This window comes from Natrinema gari JCM 14663 (assembly GCF_000337175.1).
GTDB classification, from domain to species: domain Archaea; phylum Halobacteriota; class Halobacteria; order Halobacteriales; family Natrialbaceae; genus Natrinema; species Natrinema gari.
In genome coordinates this window covers 43,440-67,076 of the sequence record NZ_AOIJ01000079.1, presented here as the reverse complement: position 1 = coordinate 67,076, position 23,637 = coordinate 43,440, and the positions used below count along the sequence as shown (strand labels likewise).

Below are 23,637 nucleotides of genomic sequence, written 5' to 3'. Positions count from 1 at the left end.
GGGCCCATATGAGTAGCACCGCCGACACGGATGACGTGATCGAGGTCAGTACTGACGGGATAGCCGTCCGAAAGACGTTCACGGCGGACGAGTTTCCCGTCCCCGCGATTCGGTTCGAAATCGAGTCGAACCGTGATGATGCCGTGACGTTTCAGCTCTCGGAGGACGTTCCCGAGTCGTTCCCGATGGACAAGGTCGGATTTCACCCCGATTTTCACAGCGACGACTGGACGGCCTATCAGGACCACCACGTCGAGTTCACCGCCACGATCGAGCCGGGTGCGCGACTCGAGACGGTCTACGGAATCCAGATCGACGACGAAAGTCAGGCCGCGGCGTTTCTTACCGAACCGACGATCGTCGAACGCGGGACCGGCGGCGACGACGCGGTCGAGGCCGACGAAGTCGATGACGAGGTCATCGGTAATATCGTCTCCGAGGACCGAAATCAGGCCGTCAAGGACATGATCGCCGGCGACTCCGACGCCGTGCCGGGGCTCGAGGACGACGATGCCGACGCTGCGACCGCCGAGACGGAGACCGAGACCAGCGAGGACGACGACGGGTCCGACGGGCTCGATCTCGACTTCGGTGATGTCGATACCGACCCTGAGCCGACCGCCCCCGATGCGGGTGACGACGAAGAAACGGACACGCCCGACATCGACCTCGGATTCGAGGAAGACGAAATACCCGAGTCCGACGACGATACTGGGCTCGATGTCACGGCGGGGGAGACGAACGACGAGCCCGCGGTCGAACTCGATCTCGGCACCGATACGGACGAGGCGGGGACGGACGATACCGGACCCGGCGATGCCGACGTAGCCGACGGCGACGACGCTGCAGCAGACGAGAACGCCGAGCCCGAAATCGACCTCGGACTCGAGGAGGCGGCTGCTACCGCCGACGAAGACGACATCGCGTCGGAGCCCGAATCGGACCCCGTTGAGTCCACCGAGGAACCCGACGAGTCGGACGATGCAAGCGAGGACGCCGCCGAGTCGGCACTCGACGCCGATCTCGAAACTGAAGTCGAGGCCGACGATTCGGAACCCGAGTCGGACACGGATGAGACGGAAGCCGAATCGACTCCCGACGTGGATGACGCGGAACCCGAGCCGGCTATCGACACGGACGAAAGCGACGACGAACCGGTTGCTGACGAGGGATCGGTCGACGACGGCGACCGGGCTGTCGCAGACGACGCTCCCGCGACGGACGAGACCGCCTCGAGCGACTCCGCTGAGACGGTGACCGAACCGGCACCGACGGCCGCGTCCGACGATGTGGCGGCCAAAGCCGACGCCATGGACGGCTCGATCGCGACCCGCCTCGCGGCCGAGATTCGCGACGGGACGGTCGACGACGACGATCTCGAGACCGTTCGGGCGGCACTCGACCTCGAGCCGTCCGGACCCGACATCGCGAAAGTCGAGCACCTCCAGTCCCGCGTCGAGGAAGTCGCCGCCTACACCGACGCGCTCGAAACGTTCCTCGAGGAGAACGGCACGGGCGCACACCTCATCGAGGACCTCCAGACCGATCTCGAGGCGCTGGAAGCCGACCTCGCGTCGGTAGACGAGCGACTCGGCGGAACGGAATCACGGGTCGACGGCCTCGACGACGATGTCGCCGATCTCAACGAATGGAACGCCGACCTCGAGGCCGATCTGAACGCGGTTGACGACGACGTGGACGATCTCGAAGCGACCGTCGACGACCTCGCGGCCGATCTCGATGGGGTCGACGACGAGGTCGAGACGGTAGCCAGCGAGCTCGAAACGGTCGAAGAAACCGTCGATACCGTCGAGGACGGCCTGGAAACCGTCGAATCGGACGTCGACTCGGTCGAGGGGTCCGTCGAGTCCGTGGAGGCCGATGTCGCGGACGTCGAGGACGGGCTCGAAGCCGTCGCGGAAGACCTCGAAGACGTGGAAGCCGACGTCGAGTCGGTTGAGGCCGAACTCGAGGACGTGAAGGCGGACGTGACGGACATCCAGGAGTGGCGCGACCAGCTCGGCTCGATGTTCTCGGACTGAATCGGCAACGGTTCCGGACCGAAATGCGGCTATTCCGGAAACACAACTCGTTTATCCGTCGGCAGTAGACCATCGGTCGATGGGCGAGACGATACCGATCGCTGTTCCGCGCAAAGGAAGACCCCTCGAGTCAGTGCTCGACCGACTCGCTGACCGTCTTGGGGTCCCCGGACTCGCGGACGACATTACGTCGACGCTTCGCCACGAAAAGGCGCTCACGAAGGGCAGCATAGACCCCGACGAGGAGGACGTCTACCATCGTCTCGCCGACTACAGCGCCGTCGACGATCCGACCGAGCCCGAGTACACGCTGGTGCGGGACGACCGGGCCGGCAAACCGCGCCGAATCGTCTTCGACAGTGTGACGGTTCCGCTGGCTAGCGTCGAAGGGGTCCCCGACGACGCGGCGATTCAGCTCGTGGGGCGCGAAGAGCCGTTTCGCTCCCTGCGTACCCACGAGTTCGCGCTGGGATTCGACAGCGCCGACCTCGTCCTCGAGGAAGTCGTCGAACTCAGACCGGAGCCGCTCGACCGGATCGCCGACATCAACGCTCGGATCGATCCCGCCGACACCGACGTACAGGTCGTCACCGGCCTCGGCGATACCGTCTATCACACGCTGTTGGCTACGCCCGAGGTCGCGCCGGCCGCGGGATCGCTCGACCGCGACTTCCTCGAGCACTACGAGGGATCGCTCTGTATCGAACCGAGATACGAACGGCTCGTACAGGCGGTTCTCGGCACGCGAGCGCTCGCCGGCATCGACTTCCGCTACCCCGAGGAGGGCCGCGAAGAAGAAGCGGCCATCGCCGACGCGGGGCTGGGCGTGTATTTGACGGTGACCGGCTCGACCGCACGCGAATACGGGCTCTTGCTGGGCGACCAGTTGTTCCCCAGCGAGACGGTGTTGCTCGAAAACGCGGCGGAGACGACCGAGACGGTCGTGCTCGTCCGGTCGCTATTGAACGGCGGCGACCTCGAGACGGAACTCGCCGTCAGCCAGTAGCAGTACCGGTCGTTCGTCTCGAGCCCTGACGAGGTCGGCGACTCGAGATCCTCCACGATTTTCCGTGACGCGGCGTCCCTCCGAAGACATCGAGGAGCGACGCGAGAAGTGGGGAGACGCATCGACGGTCCCATCCCGTTTTCGCATCCACAACCTCGGAGGATGGTTTTTGATGCGTGCCTTCCGTTCATGATCTAGAGATTGGATCGGTTATCTGCCGTAGGAACGTGGTGATACCTGAGATTTTTGCTATCTGCCTGCATGGTACCGTCTAATGGCTGTACTTCCAACGCCGCTATGTGAGACGCTCGGCATTGAACATCCAATCGTACAGGCACCTATCGGAAGCGCGTCCTGTCCAGAACTGGCCGCAACAGTCTCGAATGCCGGCGGCTTGGGAATGCTTGCGGTCACCTGGCGCTCGGTCGAAAACACGCGTCAGGTCATCGAACGGACTCGCGAGTTGACCGATAGGCCGTTCGCGGTCAATCTCGTCCTCGACGAGGCGACGATTCGCCACCCGACCGACGAGCACCTCGAGGCGTGTTTGGACGCTGGGGCACCGATCATCTCGCTGTCATTCGGCGACCCAGCACCACACGTCGAGCAGGTCCACGCGGCGGACGCGACACTCTTAGCCAGCGTCGGTACCGCTGCGGAGGCTCGCGCTGCCGAAGATGCAGGCGTCGACGTCGTGGTTGCGCAGGGCTGGGAGGCTGGCGGTCACGTCCAGAGCGAAGTCGCAACGATGCCACTCGTCCCGCGAGTGGCCGATGCGGTCGACGTTCCGGTCGTCGCAGCCGGTGGTATCTCCGACGGCCGGGGCGTCGCCGCAGTGCTTGCTCTGGGGGCAGACGGTGCGTGGCTCGGGACCCGCTTCGTCGCCACCGAGGAGGCCAACGTCGCTCGGGCCTACCGCGACCGGGTGATCGACGCCGACGAGGCCGAGACGTTCTACGGCGAACTGTTCGATGGCGGCTGGCAGGGGACTCCCCACCGAGTGCTCCGGAACAGTACGGTCGAAGCGTGGGAAACGCAGGGATGTCCCGTGCCTGGAGAGCGGCCGGGGGAAGGCGAGGAGGTCGGCCGGTATCCGAACGGACAGCCAGTCGAGCGGTACGGGGACGACATTCCTGTTGGTGGCATGGAAGGCGATCTGGAAGCGATGGCGCTATACGCAGGCCAAAGTGCCGGCGGCGTCGACGAGATCCAGTCGGCGGAGACAGCCGTCACGGAACTCGTTGAGGAAACCCGGACAACGATTGGGGCACTGCATCGAGCATAGAGGCCGACAGCACGTTCAGATACGCCAAACCAGTTGGCTGCTGATTCAGTGACCTTTGCCCCTTAGCCAAATTCTCACCGGCCTCCGCCTGTCTCAGTCAGTTATCTCGTTCAGGATGGGCAGGAATCGAGTGCTTCATTGGGAGATAGATCCAGAACCGGCGGAGATTCGATCCAAAACTGGCCTCTCCTCCGAAACTGTGTCGCATCTGCCGGCAGTATATTGATATCGCAGTATGTGATTTACGAGTCGTATTCGGGACGGAATGATTGAGTCGTAACGTAGTAAATACGAGATCGCTCCGAACGAATTCCGCGGCACTGACCGAAACAGCGGCACCGACCCACCGCAGACGTGGACATCGCCTACGGTCGGTTCTCGCTACCGAGTCACCCCGTAGATACACTCGAGGTAGGTTTCACGGACTCGATCCCCCCAGTTGTGGGTGTAGGTGTCGATCACGTCGCCGGCGACGTCACCGCGGAGGTACTGGACGATCCCCCGATCCCCGGTTCGATCCCGGAGATGGGTGGTAAAGAAGTGTCGGAAGTAGTGGGGCGTCACGTTCTCCTGGGTGCCGCCGCCAGTCCGGTACCACCCGTGCTCTCGAGCGTGCTTCTCGACGACATAGCGCACGTCCGACGGCGTGAGCCGCTGGCCCCACGAGTCACGCGTATCGAGAAAGAGCGGCCGCGCTCCCGAGACCGCATCCGGACGGATTGCCAGCCACTCGAGCAGTACGCGTCGGAGTTCGTCGTCGACAGGAACGACCGTCTCCCGCTTTCGCTTGTTCGAGGCCGTCCGTTCCTCCCCGTTGACGGTCGTTCCACGGGCGGGCTCGGCCGAGACGAACAGCGACGAGGGCCGCCGCTCGAGTCCGACGCGGGGCGTCCACTCGAGATCGAGTGCGGGCGTCTCGAGGTGGAGGTCCCGCAGATCGAGGTTACAGAGCTCGCCGACACGCATCCCGGTCTTCAAGAGGGTGACGACGACGGCCCGCTCGAGGGGATGGGCGATCGAGCCGACGAACGATCGCATTTCGCCGACCGAGAGGTCCCGTCTCGTCGGGTTCGTATCGATCGATTCGGACATCTCTTCCATGACCACCCCCATCGGGTTGCCGTCGAAGACGCCGACGCGGGTCATGTAATCGTAAAACCGGTTGAGATACGAGGCGTAGGTCGCGATCGTGCTGGATTCGAACTCGCCGCGCAGCGAGTGAATCCAGGCCATACACTCGCGACGCTGGGCCGCACCGACCGCTTCAATGTCAAAGCGTTCCCGGACGAACGCCTCGAACCGCCGGAGCACACGTTCGTAGGCCTCGAGAGTCCGCTCGCTTTTGCCGTGGTATCGCTGATCGTCGAGGAAGTACTCGATCGGATCCGCCACGTCTGTCGGGGCGTCGGCCCCGGATTCAGTCGCCATCGCCATCACCGTCGACGGTCGTGTACCCGCCGTGGCGTCCACTGTACCGAACCCGGTTTGCCGACTGCAACTCCTCGAGCGTCTCGTCCAATCGCGACTCGATGTCGTCGGCGACCGCCTCGAGGAGTTCGTCCCAGGAATACGTGTCAGCGGACAGTAGTTCGAGGACCTGCGTCTCGAGGGCGTTACCCCTAGGGTCTGGGGACGAGGAATCGGGTTCCGCTGAGCCGGATTCGAACCCCCGACGGCCGGCCTGGACCATCGTCCGAACGAATTCGCTCTGGCTCATGTCGAGGCGGTCAGCATGGGATTGCCACTCCGCCTTTTGATAGGTCGGCACGTATGTTTTGACAGCAGTCTTCTCAGTGTCCGTCGAATCGCCCATACGCCATCAATCAGACGCGACGATATTCAATCTGCCTATTATTCGAGCTAAATGAGCTTATCTCCATTTGTGGTTCCCATATTGCGTGGTTTCTGGTGCTATAGTTTGGGATTTGCTCAAACTATGGTCATACAGTCGAGATACAAGCCAGCGCGTATTGGGTCCAAAGTTCGAGATACATTCTGTGGCCGAACGACCGGTAAACGATACCCGATCAGCATTCGCAGCCTCCACTTTACTGCCCGCGAGTGTGGTCTGTTCACTTCTCGATCGATATCGTCCTCGAGTGCTGGAGGTCGAACGTGTTGAGAGACCACGGGTTCCACGCACCTGTCGTAGCCATTCCCGGTCGGATCGGCTACCGTGCGTCGACTCGTCGATTCCCGGCGGTGGTGGGTAGATCGCTAGTACTCGAATCGACTTGTCGCTCCATCGGACGGAGCGACGTTCCGTCGGCACGGGCCGGAGGCTATCAATCCCGACCTAGCCCTCGGAGTCGATCCGACTGCTATCCGATGGGAATGCAGTACCCGCTCGCTCACCGAGTCGCCGCTCCCCGCCTCGAGCGTCCTGATTCTGCGGCGACCACGATCTCCATCGCAACCGTCGATCGGCAACCGGCGGGTCCGGCCGACTGCAACGACCATCCGGACCCTGTCTCGGCGACGCGGAGTGCTGTGGTATCGTGACTCGCCAGCGTTCGTTCCGTTCGATTTCGAGCGGCCAGCGATGTGGACTCGCATCTCCTTGCAACCGTCGACGGGAGTGGGCGAGTCGTCCGAAGGAATCGTTGGAAGACCGGCTTCGACCGCGACGGTCTCGATGAGGTCCGCCACAGCGGTCGCGCCCGTCCGGGGCCCCAGGTCGTGCGTGGTTCCTCGTAGACTTCGCTAAGGCGACGTTTCCCGGATCGGGCCACCTTTGAGCCTTCTCTGGTTGCCCCCTCTCAGAACGCCACTGAGTGGCTTCAGCGATGGGGGGCAGGCTTCGGTATCGGCACTGTTTGGGCGATCCGTCTCGGCACTGAGTCGGAGTGAGTTTCGGGGAGCATATCCGACGGTGCTTTCGGTCAGTCGAACTTCAGGCGGCGTACCCGTCCGAACCTGTATAAACAATATGACGCTATATCCAGTACAGAGCCCACGGTACGTATCGATACTCGTCGGAAGCGGGTCAGCGAGACTGGGGCCGATCGAATAACCACCCCCGTTTTCCGCCCTCGAGACTCGAATGAGGGACTCACCGGTAGCAGCGTAAACCCCTTCCGGGCGGTAGTTATTCCACGCTGGTCGCCGTCCGACTCGATATGGCTGACATGACTGTCGACGAGGCCCTGGCGAAGTACGGCCCGTCCGAACTCGCTCGCGACGACCTGCTGGAACTCGAGGACCCACACTACACCGCCGAGAACGTCGCGATCGTAACGGGTGCGGGTTCGGGGATCGGCCGAGCAACTGCGCTGGCCTTCGCCGCGAACGAACTGACCGTCGTCGCAACCGACCGCGACGAGGACGGGCTCACCGAAACGCAAACGCAGTCCGAGGAGTTGGCCCTGCCGGGCGACCTCGTGACGGTCGTCGCCGACCTGACCATCGATTCGGACCTCGAGCGGATCGTCGACGAAGCGGCCGAGCACGGCAGTATTCGATATCTGGCCAACATCGCCGGAATTCAGACGGTCGCGCCGATCGAGTCGTTCCCGCTCGAGAAGTACGATCTGATGCACGACGTCATGCAGCGGGCTCCGATGGTCCTCACCAAACACTGTCTCCCTCATTTCCGCGACAACGAGGACGGCGCGGGAGTCGTCGGGAACATGTGTTCGGTCCACGGCCACATCGTCACCCAGGACAAGGTCGCGTACAACACGACGAAGTTCGGATTACGCGGACTCACGCAGTCGATCGCCGCCGAAGGCGACGGGGCCGTCCGGGCGTTCACCGTCAGTACTGCCTACGTCAAGACGGCGCTCGTCGCGAAACAACTCCCCGAGACGGCCGACCGCCGCGATATGACCGTCGACGAAGTCGTCGAGAACGTCATGCTAGAACACACCCGCGTCACGGAGATGATGGAACCCTACGAGGTCGCGAACCTGTTCGTGATGGGCTGTTCACAGCACAGCAAGCACCTCAACGGCGGGGATATGACTCACGACGGCGGGATGAGCCTGACGTACTGATTCTCGATGTCCAACGCCGATCTCGACAGGACAGTGGCCGACCCGCTCGAGCAGCAAGGCAGTGTTCGCCGGGCGGTCACTCCTCACCGTCACTCTCGGTTGCCGAATCCTCGTCCGTCGGATCGATCCCGTCGCGGAACCAGCGTCCGACCGACCGCTGGCGCTGGCGCGCCCGGAGGCGATCCTGTAACCGGTCCTCGATGACGGCCTGTAGCTCGAGTCCCCGGTCCGTATCGACGTCGTGAGCGGTCGCGGCTCGGCCGAGCAGCGAGGCGGAGCTGGCGGTATCGGCGGTGACGCTGGCGAGTCGCCGTCGGCGCTGGAAGATCGTCGCCTGGTGGAGGACGGCCTGCACCCGGTAGTAGGGGACGACCTTCGTCGTTCGCCGCCAGAACCCCGTCCGGGCGAGGATGTATCGGTCGTCGAGGCGGACGCCCCGATTCCGCCATTTCAGATGCGCCGCGATCGGGGCGAGGACCGCGAGGGCGGCGAGCACGTACCACTGGCGGATGAGGCCCGTGTATCGCGCCAGCAGAAACGCGACGCCGACGGCGGCGGCGACGACGAGTAGGTACCGGACCGCGTACCGTTCGCGAGCGCGTCGCGGCGGCGACTCGAGGTCGACCGGGCCGAAAGGTTCGATCGCACGCGCGAGTTCGGCGACCCGGTCGGCGTCGGCCAGCGGGATCGCGGACTCCGATCCGCGGGACTCGGATTGGCCGGGCGCGTAACCGGCCGTCTCGACGCTCAACGCGGCGTAGCCGAACCAGCGGAAGGGGATCGATTCCGTGATCGTCAGCGTCTGGACCTTCTCGAGGGGGATCGTCCCGCTGTACCGCTGGAGGAGGCCGCGTTCGTAGTAGAGTTCGTCGCCGACGCGGGTGAGCCGGAAGCCGTAGTAGCGGGTGAACGTGAGGACGGCACTGATGAGCCAGGCCGCGAGCACGAAGAGCAGGAGACCCCATGCGATCGCAATCACGCCCGTTTCCGGGCCGGGAAGTCCGCCGAGACGGTTTGCCGGAAACAGCGCCACGGGGTCGAACCCGCTGGCGAACGAGAGCGCGATACCGCCCAGCAGACTCGCCCCCGGATCGATCGTGAAGACGCTCAAGATCGCGAGTTCGTGGGGTCGAATGTCGAACAGGACCGTCTCGTCGTCGGCCGACGCCGCGTCGGATTCGGTGACGGCGGTCCCCGTCTCGTCCGCGTCGGCTGTGTCGGTGCTCGCACCGTCGCGGAGTTGGCGTCTGAGACGGCGGGCTTCGGCTTCGTCGACGTATTGCAGGCTGACTTCGGTCTGACCGCCGCCCGCGGTCTCGATGTGGACAGCGGCGATCCCGAGGACGCGGCCGAGGACGTTCTGCCTGATGTCGACGTTCTGGACCCGTCCCAGGGGAAGTTCCCGATTTCTGCGTGCGAGTACGCCGGAGGTAACGTCGAACGTGTCGTCGGTGAGTTCGTACCGGAACCGCCGATAGTAGGCGAACTCGTAGACGATCCCGAGGACGATCCCGATCGCGACGAGTCCGACCACGGACAGCAGATTCGTCCCGTTCCCGCCGGGCGAGGCGACGATCCCGACGACGAAAAACAGGAAGCCGGTGTTGAGGCTCCGCGAGAGCGATCGGACGGCGACCGACGCCGGATGAAGCGTCGTCATACGGCGTCCTCACCCGCCGTCTCGATCGCGAGTTGGCGAAGCGATTCCTGCAGGTCCTCGGCTCGAGTCGGTGTGAGTCCCGGGATCGCCACGTCGGAACTTCGGGAGCCGGCAGTATAGACTACGACCGTCGCGAGCCCGGTCGTTCGCTCGAGCGGCGACCGCCGAGAGTCGACGTGCTGGACCCGAACGTAGGGGACGACCGTCTTGACGCGCGTAAAGACGCCGCGTTCGATGTAAAGATCGTCGTCCCGAAGCTCGAACCGCCAGACGCCGTAGCGCCGCCAGGCCACGAGGATGCGAAGGAGCGCGAGCGCGACGGCGAGGGCGGCGGCGGCTGGCACGAGGGCGGCCGGCGCTGACTCCCAGACGGCCGGCCGGGTGAGACCGAACGCCGCGCCGACGATGACGCCACCGAAAATCGCGGCTCGAACGAGCGCGAGGAGGAGCCAAACGACGCGCACTCGTGGAGTGAGCCGTTCCATACGTATCGTGAGGGCACGACCGGATTAAAGGATGGGAAAGCGACAGCCGCTCTCATGGGGGTGAAACGGAGGCGACCCGAGAGGGGGTTCGATCGGACACTCGCAGCGAGAGTCGCCGCCGAACGTTCTGCAACCCGGTCGTACGACAGCTGTGCGAGCAGTGTGTGAATCGTTGGTGTTGATCCGATCGATGAGCCCGCAACTGGCGGGCTGGCGTCGGTGGCAATCGTCCCAGTCGGTCAACGGCAGCCACCGAGGCGTCGCTGGTGACACGCCCGGCAAGCGAGCGGACACGGCCGTCAGTCACAGCGGAGACGTGGGGAGGGGGATCGAAATTCGACGATCTCCATCGTCGAGTGAACGTCCGTCTCAGCGGCGATCCACAGGTATTTGTGCATAGTTACCATAGTCCTGTTCAATGGGAAACGATCACGTCACCCCCGATCTGTTCGCCCTCCGGACGGCGGCCGATGACGTCCCGATTGACGACGTGATCCGTCTTCTCGGGACGTTTCACGCTCGCAACGCGCTCGTCTATCTCTCCGATCACTCGACAGTGACTGTCGACGAACTCGCCGACGTACTCGCGGCCGCGGCGGCGAGTACCGACGAGACGATCGCAACGCCATCGGACCGCGACCGGATTCGGCTCCGACTCTACCACGCGGTCCTCCCGCGACTCGCCGACCTGGAGTTCATTACGTTCGACACCGAGACGAACACCGTGACCGAGACATCGATCCCGGACGCGGTCACTGCCGCGTTGCGGGTCGACGACTGATCAGCATGCAGTCGCTTCGCGACGCGTTCGAGAACGTCGACCGACGACGGAAGACGCTCGAGATCCACACCGACGAGGAGTCAGTCATCGCGGAGTTCCGACAGCAGTTCGATACGCGGAACGTCGACGTGACTCACCGACCGCTGGGAGCGATCGACGAGATGGGGTTCGTGATCGTCCGGGATAGCGACGGCGAGTTCCGGGGTGCGCTGGGACTCGATCAGTTCGAGGCGGTCCTCTCGCCCGACCTCCACCCGCCGTGGGAACTCGCCGAGCGAGACCTCGATAGCGCGGCCCTGTTCAGTTTCCTCGAGAACACGCTGTTTTCGTCGTACGACCGCCGGCAGATGGTGGCCACGTCACGGGAGATCGAAGAACGGGCGTGGCGTGTCGGAACGGGGCGGCTGTACGCCGGCTTCCAGCGGCCGGCAGCGCTCCGTGCACAGACTGACGTGTACAAGCGGTTCGGTGACCGCGACTCGCTCGTCGTGGTTGTGTTCCTCGACGGGGAGTACGAAGGGGAGCTTACCGACGACGTAACGGTCGTCACGGACGCCAGTGGCGAACTCGACGCGTTCTGGTTCGTGGTGTTCGACGGCGGCAGGACTGACCGACATCGCTGTGCGTTGGTCGCCGAAGAACGCGAACCAGGGCGGTACTACGGCTTCTGGACGTACGACCCGATACTCGTCGGCGATCTGGTCGCCTATCTCGAGGCGGCGTCCGACGGCCGGTGACTCGCCCGTTGATCCGGCTTCGGTCTCGACGTGCCGGCCCCGATAGTCGACCTGCTATCGTCGGCCGGACGCGGGGACGAAACGGAACGCCCCGGCTTACTGAGTCGCGGTGCGAACGGCTCCGACGCGATAGAGGTCCTGCTCGAGCCCATCCCCGTCGCAGTCGTCGTTCGGACACTCGTAGTGCCAGCCGTCCTCGGTCGCCGCGCCTTCCTGAAATCGCTCCCCGCATACCTCACAGAGGAGTTGTCCGTTTGTACACGTATCCCGGTGTAATTCGAGGGCGAGCTCGGTCTGGAACGACTGGTTGCAGTTACGACAGGTGTGCATAGTTCGTCTGACGCGAGCATTCGCCAAAACTGCTTGGGTTCTTTTATTCCGCCCGATTTTGGGCTGATTCGGCGGCTCTGTCCGGATTTGCCGACGACGGGTCGGGAAAAAAGACAGCCCGAACGGAGAGTTTACTCGCCCTCGAGTATTCCGTATGTTGGGGGATCAGCCGAACGGCGGCCTCGGAACAACACCACCCACTTGACTGTCAGAGTTATGGTATATGGGGCCGTCAGCCGGTCGATTCGGACACGAACGATTTCCCCGATTGATTTATGTTCACCGGTTCAATGGCCGAATGATGAACTCGCTTGTCATCGGTGGCCGGCTGTTCGCGGGCATCGTGCTCATTCTGGCGAACGCCTTCTTCGTCGCGATCGAGTTCGCGCTGACGCGCGCTCGGCAGTTCACGGAAGCGGAGTTCGTCGGTGACAACCCGAAACTCGAGCGGGCGTGGGCGATGACCGACGACCTCGAACTCTATCTGACCACGTGCCAGGTCGGGATCACCGCCTCGAGCATTGCCGTCGGGATCGTCGCCGAACCGGCACTGGCGGCCATCTTCGAGCCGCTTTTCGAGAACACGTTTCTGGCCACGGTCGGAAGTGGGTCGATCCTTGCGTTCCTCATCATCAACCTCGTTCACCTGACTCACGGCGAACAGACGCCGACGTACCTGGGCGTCGAGCGCTCGCGGCTGGTCTGTCGATACGGCGCGACGCCGCTGTACTGGTTCCACTGGATCATCTCGCCGATCATCACGATCGGGGACGGTATTGCGAAACTGACGCTCAAACTCTTCGGAGTCGAGATGACCGGCGCGTGGCTCGAGACCGAGGAAAACGTCATCGAGTCCCGCGCCGACCTGCGGAACCGGCTGGGCTCGATCCTCGAGGAGGGCGATCTCTCCGAGGAACGTCGCGAAGAGGTGATGAACGCGTTCCAGATCGGCGAACAGTCCATCAGCGAACTGATGGTGCCCCCGAGGAGATCGTCGCGCTCTCGACCGACGCCGACCCCGAGGAGAACTTCCGGAAGATGGAAGAGCGGCCACAGACCCGCTACCCGCTGGTCGGCGGCGAACTGACGGACTTCCGTGGCATCCTCTACACGCCGATCCTCGTCAGGCATCGCGAGAAATTGGCCGACGGCACCGTCGACTTCGAGGAGTTGGCAGCGCCGCCGATGACGCTCTCGCCCGACGCGGACGTCAGCGACGCGGTCGACCAGTTCCAGGCCGAAAATCAGGAACTCGCCTTGGTGATCGAGGATGGCACCGTCGTCGGCCTCGTGACCGTAACCGACCTGCTCGAGGCGGTGATGGGCGACATTGAGGACCCACTCGACGGCGCGCGACTCGAGCCGGTCGATCGCTGATCGGCTGTCGGTGTCGGCAGGATGACCGCTCCCCGCGAATGCGCGCGGTCGCGTTTCGTCCGCGGCGCGTCAGGGAGTATCGCCCCGCAGCTCACCGAGACGCTCGAGGAAAAGGCCGAGTCGGCCCTCGGCGACGCCGGAAGCCGGATTGAAAACAAGATTCCGCGCCGTTTCAGTCGTCCTGTCCGAGAATACCGCGCTCGGCCATCTTCCGGGGATCGAGGACCTCGTCGGCCTCCGCCTCGTCGAGATAGCCCTTCTCGAGGACGACCTCGCGGACGGTCTTGTCCTCCTTGAGCGCGGTCTTGGCGACCTCGCTGGCCTTGTCGTAGCCGATATGGACGTTCAGCGAGGTGGCCATCGCCATCGACTGCTCGACGCGCTCTTCGCAGTACGCCGCGTTGGCCTCGAGTTCGCGGACGAACCGCTCGGCGAAGACCTGACTCGCGTTCGAGATCAGCTCGGCCGACTCGAGGAAGTTGTGTGCGAGCACGGGCTTGTAGAGGTTGAGGTCGATCTGGCCCTCGGCCGCCCCGGCGGAGACGGCGGCGTCGTTGCCGACGACCTGTTTGTGGACCTGGTTGACCGCCTCGGCGACGACCGGGTTGATCTTGCCGGGCATGATCGAGGAGCCGGGCTGGTTCTCGGGCTGTTCGATCTCGCCGAGGCCGTTGCGCGGCCCGGACGCGAGCAGTCGCAGGTCGTTTGCGATCTTGTTCAGCGAGCCCGCCACCGTGCGGAGCGCGCCGTGGGCCTCGCTCATCGCGTCGTGGGCGGCCTGGGCCTCGAAGTGGTTGTCGGCCTCGCGGAACTGGACGCCGGTCTCCTTCGTGATGTACTCGGCTGCGCGGCCGGGGAACTCCTCGTGGGTGTTCAGGCCGGTTCCTGTCGCGGTGCCGCCGAGCGCGAGTTCGCCGAGGTGGTCGCGGACCTGATCGACGCGGGCCAGGCCCTTCTCAACCTGTGTTCGGTAGCCCGAGAACTCCTGGCCGAGCGTGACCGGCGTCGCGTCCTGCAGGTGCGTGCGGCCGGTCTTGACGACATCGTCGAATTCCTCCTCTTTCTCCTCGAGCGCTTCGCGGAGCGTGTCGAGCGCCGGGATGATATCCTTCTCGACGGCCTCGAGCGAGGCGACGTGCATCGCGGTCGGGATGACGTCGTTGCTCGACTGGCCGTAGTTGGCGTGGTCGTTGGGGTGGACGACGCGGTCGCCGATCTCCGCGCCCATGAGCTCGGCGGCGCGGTTGGCGATGACCTCGTTTGCGTTCATGTTCGAGGACGTGCCCGACCCGGTCTGGAAGATGTCGACCGGGAACTGGTCGTCGTGTTCGCCGGCGATGACCTCGTCGGCGGCCTCGATGATCGCCTCGGCGACGTCGTCGTCGACGAGTCCGAGGTCGCGGTTGGCCTGCGCGGCGGCCTTCTTGACGACGCCCAGCCCACGGACGAACCGCCGGCTGAACGTGATCCCCGAGATGGGGAAGTTCTGAATCGCGCGTTGAGTCTGTGCCCCCCAGTAGGCGTCGGCCGGAACCTGCATCTCGCCGAGGCTGTCCTCCTCGAGTCGGTAGTCGTCTCCGTCTGCCATACGCGGAGCGTCTGCGCGAGTCACGTAAAATCCACCGAAAGGCCGATCGATCGTCATGCGGGCTCGCGCAGCGCCGGCTACCGGCTCGAGTCGACGTCACTGGTCCCAGCCACGGATGAACGTGATTTTTGATCGCTACAGCCGTGCGGAGATGATCGTGTGAAGGACACGAAACCCGCCGATCGACACAAGTAGCGCCAAAAGGGCAAGGATACGGTATTCATCGAACCAAATCACGCCGATCAACAGCGAAGTCAGAGACAGAACTGCGACCATCGTCGTCGTAACGATGACGGACCGTGCAATCGGTTCGTACGTTGTTGCCAAGACGTACACAAAGGCGAGACAGCCGGCCGCTACTAGAACTGTATTTGCACCACGTCTAATCAAATAAAGCAATAGGATTCCAAGAATTATTGCTCCGATACCGTGATCGGTTTGGATACGCTCGAAACCCACACGACAATAGACACCACTCACAGCATATAATATTCCCGTCTCGTTTTCGATATTTTTGTCGGCAATAGGCTGTTAAACGGGTCGGCTCGTCGTCAGAAGACCGAAAGCTGCTCTTCGATATCCGTCGCAGTAATAAGGGATCTCGCTCGTTTCCCTCACGCGTCCGTCGGTTCCGTCTGGATACGCGGGAGAGCGAAGCGGGTCATGTAAAATCCACTGAAAGGTCGAGGTCGTCCGTGCGGGCGCGCTCGCGTAGCGCCGACTGGAGTCGTTCCCGGCCCGTGCCGTGGATCTCACGGGCCGTCTCGAGGTCGATGTCGTAGATCGTCGGCGTTCCCCAGGCGAAGGTCCGCGAACTGGCGGTGTCAACGGTCAGCGACGCCAACTCGAGCCGTCGCTGGAAGATCGACCGCCGGGTCGAGATCGTTTGAATCCGGTAGTAGGGGATGACGGTCGTCCGGCGGTTCCAGAACCCGCTCCGGATCACGAGGTGGTCGTCACCCACGAAATAGCCCATGTTGACGTATTTCAGGTGTGCGGCGGGCGGAACAGCCACGAAGACGACGGCGGTGAGATACCAGCGCTCGAACGTCGAGACCTGCGTGAGACCGACCGCGGCGGCGACGATCACGGCCGCGACGATCGAATAGCGGACGAGGTATCGGCGGCGAGCCAGCCGCGGCGGACTCCGGAACTCGGGTGTCTCGACGCCGGTGAGGTTCTCGGCGAACCGGTACACGCGGTCGGTCCCGGCAAGCGGGACAGCCGACTGATTACTGCTCCCGCTGTCGGGGCCGTACCCCGCCGTTTCGACCCAGAGGCCGGCGTAGCCGACCAGCCGCTGGACCGGGTTCTCGGTAACCGAGACCGACTGGACCTTCTCGACGGGGATCGACCCGCTGTAGCGCTGCACCAGTCCGCGCTCGTAGACGAAGTCCTCGCCCGCGCGGCCGAGTCGGAACCCGTAGTAGTTCGCGACCGTATAGATCGCACTCGAGACGTACGTGAAAACCGACCACTGGACGAGCGAGACCGCGATCACAACGAGCAGCGGGCCAATCGCCACCCCCTCGAGCGTTGCCGGGCCGCCGAAGGGACGCGCGGCGTCGATGACGAACGCGGGCACGAGGCCCGTCCCCGAATCGGAGCCGGTCAGGAACACCACCAGTACGAGCGGGAAGACCGCTGCCCCCCACCGGAACGACGAGAGGGCGTAGAGCAGCAGTTCCTCGACCTCGAGTTCGAACAACTGAGTCGGCGTGGCCCCGTCTTCCGGTCGGTCGCGACGGGTGGGGTCGGAAGGGGAAGTCGACTCGTCGGCGGACTCCGGACGATCGGCGTCGGGGTCGGCGGTCGACGCCGCTGTCGAAGCCGTCAGCCGGCGGATCTCCGATCGAATCCGTTCGGCCTCGTCCTCGCTGACGAAGTGGAGCGTCGCCTCGGTATCGCCACCGCCAGCGGTCTCGATCGAGACGACGGCGACACCGAGCACACGCTGGAGGAGGCCCTGCGAGACATCGACGTTTTGAATCCGCCGGTAGGGGATCTCCCGGGATCGTCGGGAGAACACCCCCGAGGAGACGTCGACGGTATCGGCCGTCACTGCGTATCCGAATCGGTAGTAGTAGGCGATGCCGTACCCCGCGCCAGCGACGAAGCCGATCGGAGCCAACCAGAATATCCAGTCAATAGCGACGAAATCGACGACGCTCGCCGAGATCATGACGAAGAAAAACGGCATGGAGAAGCCGGTGACGCCGCGCTGAAGGGCCAGCATCACTCCGCTCAGTGGATGTAAGCGCTTCATGTTAAACGGCGTCCTCGGCTTCGCTCTCGACCGCCAGTTCGCGGAGGGTTTCCTGGAGGCTCCGGGCCCGATCCGGCGTCAGTCCCGGAATCCGAACGTCGGCGTTCCGGGAGCCGGCCGTGTAGACCACGACGCTCGAGAGTCCGAGGACACGCTCGATCGGCCCGAACTGCGTGTCGACGTGCTGGACGCGGACGAACGGGACCGCGGTCTCGACGAAGGTAACGACACCCCGCTCGAGGTAGAGGGCGTCGTCCTGGAGTTCGAACCGCCAGACCTGATAGAGGCGAACGGCGTAGGCGACGACGAGGACGAGCGCGAGCGCGACGACGACCCCGATCGCGACCGTGGGAACGGTGAGCCGCCACTGGTCGAGGACGACCAGTGCGACGGCGAGAACGACCGCCGCGAGCGCGCCGCGAGCGATCCAGAGCAACCGGATGCGGGGATGAAGCGACTCCATACCCATATCATGTCAATCCTGGCGGATAAAGATACGGTTCAGAGCGGGCGGACGGCGTCGTGATCGAAGCCACCGACAAGCGCTGTCTCGAGGACAGCGCGAAGCCGATCCGCACCTACTGTTCGTCGAGGTCGGCGTACTCCTCGGGCGTGTACGTCGAGAGTTCCAAAGCGTGGATGTCGGTCGTCATGTGATCGCCGAGCGCGTCGTATACTCGTTCGTGTTGCTGGACGAGTGAGAGCCCATCGAAGACCGGCGAGACGACCGTCGCAGCGAGGTGGTCATCGTCGTGTTCGTCACGTGCGTGCGTGACCGTCGCCTCGCTGTCCTCGAGATTCGATTCGATGACGTCCTCGACGGCTGCTGGTTCCATACGAAGGGCATGCATCGCTCGTGGCAAAAGTATCGCGGTCGCGGCCAACGGCCAACTGGTCCGTCGTCAGTGTCGTCTGCCGGGAGACACCGCCGATTCGCCGTGGTCAGACCCGTCGTGGCGGGTCCCGTCCGGCCCGGAAACGGATCGAGTGCGGGAACCGAGACCGTGAGTCGGGGGTTCAGAACGGGGTGTCGGGCGGCACGTCCCGACCCGAGGAACTCTCTTGGGCGAGCCCCTCGAGACCGGTACTGACCGACACGTGGTCGATCGCGTCGATTTCGGACGGGAGACGCCGTCGAATCGCCTGCGTCGTCATCGGGCTGACACCACAGCCGCTGCAGGCACCGCTCAGGTTGATCGAGACGCGGCGCTCGTCCAGGTCGATCTCAGTGATCGACGAGTCGCCGCCGTGCATCTCGATCTGGGGGAAGTTCCGTCGGAGGAACAGCGACACTTCGTCGCGGACCGCGTCCTCGGGGGACTGCTCCGTGTCAGACTCGCTCATGGGTAAGGCGAGGCACTCGAGCGATATATACTGTCGGGCGACCGCTCCCCCGGACCGTGGCGACGGCGCGACTGCGACCCGGCCGACACGATGGCGGCGACTTTATACCGTCGCGAGACGCCGTCCACGGTATGTCACTGGCAGCCGAAACCCGTCGGGCGGTCGATCGGCGGCCGTTCCTCCGGACCGCCCTGCGAGCCGGCGTCGTCAACTACACCGCCGCGGCTCGCTTTCTCGCGGTCGACGGCGAGACCGACGCCATTGCGACGGCACTGCGGCGATACGCCGACGAACTCCCGGCCTACGAGACCGAGTCGCGAGCCGTTCGCGTCCGGATGGAACGCGGGATCGGCCCGCTCGAGACCGACGCCGACGGAGCCGACGTGGACGGTGAACCCGCCGCTCCGCTCGTTAGCGTCGGCGGTGTGGCGGTTGGTCCCTGCGGCGGTGATCGTACCGCAATCGTCGCGACGGGCGATGTCGATGCCGCCGCACTCGCCGACGTCCTGGCGCGGCTTTCGGCCGACGGACTGGCAGCGACTGCGGCGGGCGTCGCCGACGGAACGATGGTGGTCACGGTCGATCGCCTCGAGGGAGCCGACGCGCTGCGGGCGGTCGAAGACGCGCTCGAGCGAGTGGACAGTGACACGACGTGAAAAAACGGGGAGACGGTTTCGGACGGCCGGCGAGGGTCGAACTGCCCGTGCTCAGTCCTCGCTGCTATCGTAGGCCTCGCTGAACGCCCATTCGCGACGGAGGAGTTCCTCGACGCCGTGCTCGAGGATGACGTCACCGAGAATTGTCGCCCTGTAGTACGCATACAGCCCCTCGCTGTCCCGTTCGGTCCGGACGCGTTTTTCGATAAGGCCCACGTCCCGGAGTTCGTTGAGGTGGTAGTGGAGGGTGCTATCGTCGATCTCCATCAGCGACTCGAGTTCCGTGGGGGTCAGTTCGTCGGTCCGGGAGAGCCGGTAGACGATCTCGAAACGGGTCCGGTTGCCGATCGCGGCCTGCATCTCGAGGTACTCCTCGAGGGAGAGCACGCTCTCCGCCGGGAGGAGGTCGTCCGGATCGTCCGGGTCGTCGGCGACCCGCGTATGTTTCGTCCCCATCGTGGCGAGTACTACTGGCCCTCGTCTCTTAGTCCTTGTCAAGCCAGCATCTGCTGAAAACACCCGTCTTTATACTATCCCGCCGAGTCGGTCGGGGCATGGCCCGGGAGATCACGCGAGATCGTATCGCCGACCGGCTCGGCGCGGTCACGTACGATCGGTTCCTCCTCTACCTGATGGGGCCGTACAAATCCTTCAATCTGAACTACATCCTGTCCGACGAGAAGCTACGGGACGTAGACATCGACGCCCTTCCCGGCCCGTTCAGAACGCTCTTCCAGAACGAGGACGCGATCGACGAGGCGAAAGCACTGCTCCGGCGGGTACAGGGAACGCTTCGGACCGACCCGGGCGTAAACGCGTTCCTCGCCGTCGACATCGATATCGATACGGACGAGATCGATGCGGTGACCCAGAGCATCGCGTACGCTCGCCACGCGAACGCGACTGTCTTCGCCGTCCCCTTTCTCGGACACAACTTCGGCGTCGGCGAGGAAGCGGGAAGCATCCTGGAGAACGTCGCGAAAACGCACGGGGACAGGATCGTCTTCGTCCACGAGGCGAACGTGACGAGCGAGATGATCCGGTCGGCGCGAACCCGCTGGGACCTCCGGGTCGAAACGTACGAGACGGAGGCGGACCTACTCGATACGGTACGCCGGTTCGTCGTCACGACGATGAACCGCGAGCGGTTCGGCGACCTCGAGGCGCTCGACTGACACCGGTCGTGCTCTCGGCTCCGGCGTCGGATTCCTCGTGACCGACCGGTCTCGGTCACGTCCGGCCCGCGCTCGGCCCGCTGCCCGACGAGTGGCGCACCCGGGTGTCATCACACCGTTTAACTTTCGTCCGGGGGAAATGCGCGTAATGACTCTGCACGTGACGAACACGCTGACGGGTGAGAGCGAGCCGTTCGAGCCACGGGACCCCGAGGACGTGCTCCTGTATTACTGTGGCCTGACGGTCTCCGACCCGCCGCATCTGGGCCACGCGCGGTCGTGGGTCCACGTCGACGTCATGCACCGCTGGCTCGAGCACCTCGGCTACGACGTCCGTCACGTCGAGAACTTCACCGACATCAACGAGAAGATCGTCGCCCGCGTCGGCGAGGACGACCTCGGCGGGAGCGAGGCCGCGGTCGCTGAGACCTACATCCAGCGGACGATCGACGACATGCGCTCGCTGAACCTCCTGCGTGCGGAGGTCTATCCCCGCGTTTCCGAACACGTGCCCGAGATCATCGACCTCGTCGAGACCCTGATCGAGAAGGACTACGCCTACGAGTCCAACGGCTCGGTCTACTTCGACGTGACCGGATTCGACGAGTACGGAAAACTCTCGAATCAGGAACTCGACGAGATCGAATCCCAAGGCGAGCCCGACGAGCGCGCCGAGAAGCGCAATCCGGCGGATTTCGCGCTCTGGAAGGCCGGCGGTGTCGACCCCGACGCCGTCGAAGAGCACCGTCACGAGGGTGTCGACCATGGCGGCGACCCGCCCGAGGGGCAGACCTGGGACTCGCCGTGGAGCGAGGGCCGTCCCGGCTGGCACATCGAGTGCTCGGCGATGAGCATGACCCACCTAGACGAGACCCTGGATATCCACGTCGGCGGCCGGGATCTGGTCTTCCCGCACCACGAAAACGAGATCGCGCAGTCCGAAGCCGCGACGGACCAGCCGTTCGCCAACTACTGGCTCCACTGCGAACTGTTCCAGATGGACGACGAAAAGATGTCCTCGAGTCTGGGTAACTTCGTCACGGTCGACGACGCGATCGACCGCTGGGGAACGAACGTCGTGCGGACGTTCCTGACCGCCGGCTCCTACAACAGCAAACAGCTCTACGCCGACGAGACGATCGCCGAGGCCGAGCAGCGGTGGGACCAACTCGAGCGGGGCTACGAGGCGGCCGTCGAGGCGCTTGACTCTCCCGCGGCGAGTTCGAAAGTCGAAGACGAGGCTTTGCGCGACGCGATCGACGGCGCGCGCGAGGCGTTTACGACCGCGATGAACGACGACTTCAACACGCGGGAGGCCCAGTCGGCGCTGCTGTCGATCGCCACGGCCATCAACCGGCATCTCGAGGCCGCACGCAGCGATACGGACCGCGACGCCGGCCCCGAATACGACTACCGCGGCCTTCGAGGGGCCGTCGAAACGCTCGAGGAACTGGGCGGCGTGCTCGGCCTCAGCTTTACCGGCGAGACGACCGGCTCCGCGGACCTCGCGGGCGACGTCGTCGACCTCGTCCTCGAAGTCCGCGAGCGGGAGCGCGAGGCCGGCAACTACGAGCGCGCCGACGAGTTGCGCGACGAGCTCGCGGCGCTCGGGATCGAGGTGCAGGATACGGACGACGGCTCGACGTATCGGCTGCCGGCCGAGGAGTAAGCGGGGTTCGACCCGGTCCCGCCGTGGTCGGCCGGGGTCGTATGCCGGCCCAGCGGCAAGATGGCTCAAGTAGGTCGCGTTCAAAGGGGGCACAATGAGACGTTCAGACTCGTTCGTCGTGGCCGGGTTCGACGCGCTCCCCGCGCGCATCGCCATTCTGGACGACGCGGGTGACATCGTCTATACGAACGAGTCGTGGCACTCGTTTGGCGACGCACGGGGACTGAGCGAGGACACGGGTGGGGTCGGGAGCAACTACCTCGCGGTCTGCGAAGCCAGCGACGATCCCGACGCGACGGCGACGGCACGGGGCATCCGCGCCGTCGCGGCCGGCGAACGCGACACGTTTTCCCTCGAGTACCCCTGTCACGGCCCTGACGAGGACGGCTGGTACATGATGCAGGCGACGCCGTACGAACACGACGACGAAGCGTACGTCCTCGTCATGCACATCGATATCACCGAGCGACGGCTGCTCGAGCAACGGACCAGAGACCAGGCCGACCGGATGGAGTCGTTCGCGAAACTGCTCTCGCACGACCTTCGCAACCCGTTATCGGTCGCGCTGGCCCACGCGGAGATGCTCGAGTTGGACGACGATGCTGCTCTCGACGCCGACGACGGAGAGCGGAGCGCACTGCGCTCGTCGCTCGAGCGCATGGAAGCGATCATCGACGACGCGCTGGTGCTCGTGACCGTCGACGAAGTCGAGGAGACCGATCCGCTTTCGCTCGCCACCGCGGTCGAAACTGCGTGGGCCAACGTCCGGACGGGGGCGGCGACGGTCTCGGTCCGCGACGACATCGTGATCCGTGCGAACGCCTCGCTCGTGAGTCACCTGTTCGAGAACCTGTTCAGAAACGCCGTGGAGCACGCGGGCGACGCTCCGTGCATCGAAATCGGGGCGCTCGAGGCGGTGGGAGGAGCCGATGAGCGAAGCGAGCCGGCGGTCGACGAGGCTCGCCGCGAAGACGCGGGGGATGCGGACTGGGCGGGCGAGGCGGTCGCGGTCGACGGCTTCTACGTCGAAGACGACGGCCCGGGGATTCCGGCCACCCAGCGCGAGCAGGTGTTCGAGTCCGGGTATTCGAACGCCGATGGATCGGGGTTCGGGCTCGCGATCGTCCGACACGTCGCCGACGCACACGGCTGGTCGGTTTCGGTCACGACGGGCCGTGACGGCGGTGCCAGATTCGACGTCCGCGGCGTCTCCGTCCTTGGCTCGTAGGCGAGGGGAGACA

The 23,637-nt window shown here is 64.5% G+C and carries 21 protein-coding genes and 1 pseudogene; 11 read left to right on the top strand and 11 right to left on the bottom strand.

Translation table 11 applies throughout. The features are described 5' to 3' along the window. Positions 1–8 precede the first annotated feature (8 nt). The 3 genes from C486_RS17030 (at position 9) to C486_RS17020 (ending at position 4,333) form a co-directional block, all read left to right on the top strand. On the top strand, positions 9–2,042 hold the full coding sequence (locus tag C486_RS17030) for a hypothetical protein (protein WP_008458362.1): 2,034 nt from the start codon (positions 9–11) through the stop codon (positions 2,040–2,042). 79 nt (positions 2,043–2,121) lie between these two features. Beyond that, entirely contained in the window at positions 2,122–3,048 is a 927-nt protein-coding gene (locus C486_RS17025; RefSeq protein ID WP_008458360.1) for a hypothetical protein, read from the top strand. Between the two features lie 274 nt (positions 3,049–3,322). Beyond that, the gene (locus C486_RS17020; protein WP_049910656.1) at positions 3,323–4,333 is read left to right on the top strand and encodes an NAD(P)H-dependent flavin oxidoreductase; all 1,011 of its coding nucleotides are present in this window, start codon (positions 3,323–3,325) and stop codon (positions 4,331–4,333) included. Positions 4,334–4,714: 381 nt separating this feature from the next. On the opposite strand, the gene C486_RS17015 is transcribed toward C486_RS17020, so the two are convergent. Next, a complete protein-coding gene (locus C486_RS17015) occupies positions 4,715–5,761 on the bottom strand; it encodes a tyrosine-type recombinase/integrase (RefSeq protein ID WP_049910664.1) in 1,047 nt (348 codons plus the stop codon). Then, complete coding sequence (locus C486_RS17010) at positions 5,751–6,146, bottom strand: DUF5805 domain-containing protein (protein WP_008458352.1); 396 nt, start codon at positions 6,144–6,146, stop codon at positions 5,751–5,753. The genes C486_RS17015 and C486_RS17010 overlap by 11 nt, the downstream gene beginning before the upstream one ends. 1,315 nt (positions 6,147–7,461) lie before the next feature. On the opposite strand from C486_RS17010, the gene C486_RS17005 reads away from it, so the two are divergent. Then, a complete protein-coding gene (locus C486_RS17005; RefSeq protein WP_008458351.1) occupies positions 7,462–8,328 on the top strand; it encodes an SDR family NAD(P)-dependent oxidoreductase in 867 nt (288 codons plus the stop codon). A 76-nt stretch (positions 8,329–8,404) separates the two neighbouring features. Here C486_RS17005 and C486_RS17000 read toward each other — a convergent pair whose 3' ends face one another. After that, positions 8,405–9,988 (bottom strand): PH domain-containing protein, encoded by a 1,584-nt coding sequence (locus tag C486_RS17000; RefSeq protein WP_008458348.1) that lies wholly within the window; start codon positions 9,986–9,988, stop codon positions 8,405–8,407. After that, positions 9,985–10,473 (bottom strand): PH domain-containing protein, encoded by a 489-nt coding sequence (locus tag C486_RS16995; protein WP_008458346.1) that lies wholly within the window; start codon positions 10,471–10,473, stop codon positions 9,985–9,987. The genes C486_RS17000 and C486_RS16995 overlap by 4 nt, the downstream gene beginning before the upstream one ends. A 418-nt stretch (positions 10,474–10,891) precedes the next feature. Here C486_RS16995 and C486_RS16990 point away from each other — a divergent pair, with 418 nt between their 5' ends. Then, entirely contained in the window at positions 10,892–11,254 is a 363-nt protein-coding gene (locus tag C486_RS16990; protein ID WP_008458344.1) for a DUF7344 domain-containing protein, read from the top strand. A 5-nt stretch (positions 11,255–11,259) separates the two neighbouring features. Then, complete coding sequence (locus tag C486_RS16985; protein ID WP_008458342.1) at positions 11,260–11,991, top strand: DICT sensory domain-containing protein; 732 nt, start codon at positions 11,260–11,262, stop codon at positions 11,989–11,991. 96 nt (positions 11,992–12,087) lie between these two features. Here the strand turns inward: C486_RS16985 and C486_RS16980 are convergent, their stop codons facing one another. Further along, a complete protein-coding gene (locus C486_RS16980) occupies positions 12,088–12,321 on the bottom strand; it encodes an HVO_2901 family zinc finger protein (RefSeq protein WP_008458341.1) in 234 nt (77 codons plus the stop codon). A 301-nt stretch (positions 12,322–12,622) separates the two neighbouring features. Here C486_RS16980 and C486_RS16975 point away from each other — a divergent pair. After that, positions 12,623–13,698 (top strand): annotated as a pseudogene (locus tag C486_RS16975) (CNNM domain-containing protein). 172 nt (positions 13,699–13,870) lie between these two features. Here the strand turns inward: C486_RS16975 and C486_RS16970 are convergent. From C486_RS16970 to C486_RS16950, 5 genes are all read right to left on the bottom strand, one after another. Then, positions 13,871–15,286 (bottom strand): class II fumarate hydratase, encoded by a 1,416-nt coding sequence (locus tag C486_RS16970; protein WP_008458339.1) that lies wholly within the window; start codon positions 15,284–15,286, stop codon positions 13,871–13,873. 661 nt (positions 15,287–15,947) lie between these two features. Next, a complete protein-coding gene (locus tag C486_RS16965) occupies positions 15,948–17,522 on the bottom strand; it encodes a PH domain-containing protein (protein ID WP_008458334.1) in 1,575 nt (524 codons plus the stop codon). A gap of 31 nt (positions 17,523–17,553) precedes the next feature. Next, positions 17,554–18,015, bottom strand: coding sequence for a PH domain-containing protein (locus C486_RS16960; protein WP_008458333.1), 462 nt, complete (start codon positions 18,013–18,015; stop codon positions 17,554–17,556). 115 nt (positions 18,016–18,130) lie between these two features. Beyond that, positions 18,131–18,388, bottom strand: a complete 258-nt coding sequence (locus C486_RS16955) for a BolA family protein (RefSeq protein WP_007108611.1) — start codon at positions 18,386–18,388, stop codon at positions 18,131–18,133. 181 nt (positions 18,389–18,569) lie between these two features. Beyond that, positions 18,570–18,896, bottom strand: a complete 327-nt coding sequence (locus C486_RS16950; RefSeq protein ID WP_008458328.1) for a NifU family protein — start codon at positions 18,894–18,896, stop codon at positions 18,570–18,572. Between the two features lie 131 nt (positions 18,897–19,027). Here C486_RS16950 and C486_RS16945 point away from each other — a divergent pair, with 131 nt between their 5' ends. After that, positions 19,028–19,552 (top strand): DUF7523 family protein, encoded by a 525-nt coding sequence (locus tag C486_RS16945; protein WP_241432540.1) that lies wholly within the window; start codon positions 19,028–19,030, stop codon positions 19,550–19,552. A 51-nt stretch (positions 19,553–19,603) separates the two neighbouring features. On the opposite strand, the gene C486_RS16940 is transcribed toward C486_RS16945, so the two are convergent. Beyond that, complete coding sequence (locus C486_RS16940; RefSeq protein ID WP_008458324.1) at positions 19,604–20,008, bottom strand: winged helix-turn-helix domain-containing protein; 405 nt, start codon at positions 20,006–20,008, stop codon at positions 19,604–19,606. A 98-nt stretch (positions 20,009–20,106) separates the two neighbouring features. On the opposite strand from C486_RS16940, the gene C486_RS16935 reads away from it, so the two are divergent. The 3 genes from C486_RS16935 to C486_RS16925 all read left to right on the top strand — a co-directional run bounded on the left by C486_RS16935 (position 20,107) and on the right by C486_RS16925 (position 23,624). Continuing rightward, the gene (locus C486_RS16935) at positions 20,107–20,727 is read left to right on the top strand and encodes a DUF7509 family protein (protein WP_008458322.1); all 621 of its coding nucleotides are present in this window, start codon (positions 20,107–20,109) and stop codon (positions 20,725–20,727) included. 148 nt (positions 20,728–20,875) lie between these two features. After that, complete coding sequence (gene cysS / locus C486_RS16930; RefSeq protein ID WP_008458320.1) at positions 20,876–22,396, top strand: cysteine--tRNA ligase; 1,521 nt, start codon at positions 20,876–20,878, stop codon at positions 22,394–22,396. A gap of 94 nt (positions 22,397–22,490) precedes the next feature. Further along, positions 22,491–23,624 carry a sensor histidine kinase gene (locus C486_RS16925; RefSeq protein ID WP_008458318.1) on the top strand — a complete coding sequence of 378 codons (1,134 nt, stop codon included), beginning with the start codon at positions 22,491–22,493 and terminating at the stop codon, positions 23,622–23,624. Positions 23,625–23,637: the final 13 nt, after the last annotated feature.

Bases quoted from the DNA above. Each gene is read 5' to 3' on its own strand.
- C486_RS17030 (WP_008458362.1), top strand. From the start codon at position 9: ATGAGTAGCACCGCCGACACGGATGACGTGATCGAGGTCAGTACTGAC.
- C486_RS17025 (WP_008458360.1), top strand. From the start codon at position 2,122: ATGGGCGAGACGATACCGATCGCTGTTCCGCGCAAAGGAAGACCCCTC.
- C486_RS17020 (WP_049910656.1), top strand. From the start codon at position 3,323: ATGGCTGTACTTCCAACGCCGCTATGTGAGACGCTCGGCATTGAACAT.
- C486_RS17015 (WP_049910664.1), bottom strand. From the start codon at position 5,761: ATGGCGACTGAATCCGGGGCCGACGCCCCGACAGACGTGGCGGATCCG.
- C486_RS17010 (WP_008458352.1), bottom strand. From the start codon at position 6,146: ATGGGCGATTCGACGGACACTGAGAAGACTGCTGTCAAAACATACGTG.
- C486_RS17005 (WP_008458351.1), top strand. From the start codon at position 7,462: ATGACTGTCGACGAGGCCCTGGCGAAGTACGGCCCGTCCGAACTCGCT.
- C486_RS17000 (WP_008458348.1), bottom strand. From the start codon at position 9,988: ATGACGACGCTTCATCCGGCGTCGGTCGCCGTCCGATCGCTCTCGCGG.
- C486_RS16995 (WP_008458346.1), bottom strand. From the start codon at position 10,473: ATGGAACGGCTCACTCCACGAGTGCGCGTCGTTTGGCTCCTCCTCGCG.
- C486_RS16990 (WP_008458344.1), top strand. From the start codon at position 10,892: ATGGGAAACGATCACGTCACCCCCGATCTGTTCGCCCTCCGGACGGCG.
- C486_RS16985 (WP_008458342.1), top strand. From the start codon at position 11,260: ATGCAGTCGCTTCGCGACGCGTTCGAGAACGTCGACCGACGACGGAAG.
- C486_RS16980 (WP_008458341.1), bottom strand. From the start codon at position 12,321: ATGCACACCTGTCGTAACTGCAACCAGTCGTTCCAGACCGAGCTCGCC.
- C486_RS16970 (WP_008458339.1), bottom strand. From the start codon at position 15,286: ATGGCAGACGGAGACGACTACCGACTCGAGGAGGACAGCCTCGGCGAG.
- C486_RS16965 (WP_008458334.1), bottom strand. From the start codon at position 17,522: ATGCTGGCCCTTCAGCGCGGCGTCACCGGCTTCTCCATGCCGTTTTTC.
- C486_RS16960 (WP_008458333.1), bottom strand. From the start codon at position 18,015: ATGGAGTCGCTTCATCCCCGCATCCGGTTGCTCTGGATCGCTCGCGGC.
- C486_RS16955 (WP_007108611.1), bottom strand. From the start codon at position 18,388: ATGGAACCAGCAGCCGTCGAGGACGTCATCGAATCGAATCTCGAGGAC.
- C486_RS16950 (WP_008458328.1), bottom strand. From the start codon at position 18,896: ATGAGCGAGTCTGACACGGAGCAGTCCCCCGAGGACGCGGTCCGCGAC.
- C486_RS16945 (WP_241432540.1), top strand. From the start codon at position 19,028: ATGTCACTGGCAGCCGAAACCCGTCGGGCGGTCGATCGGCGGCCGTTC.
- C486_RS16940 (WP_008458324.1), bottom strand. From the start codon at position 20,008: ATGGGGACGAAACATACGCGGGTCGCCGACGACCCGGACGATCCGGAC.
- C486_RS16935 (WP_008458322.1), top strand. From the start codon at position 20,107: ATGGCCCGGGAGATCACGCGAGATCGTATCGCCGACCGGCTCGGCGCG.
- cysS (WP_008458320.1), top strand. From the start codon at position 20,876: ATGACTCTGCACGTGACGAACACGCTGACGGGTGAGAGCGAGCCGTTC.
- C486_RS16925 (WP_008458318.1), top strand. From the start codon at position 22,491: ATGAGACGTTCAGACTCGTTCGTCGTGGCCGGGTTCGACGCGCTCCCC.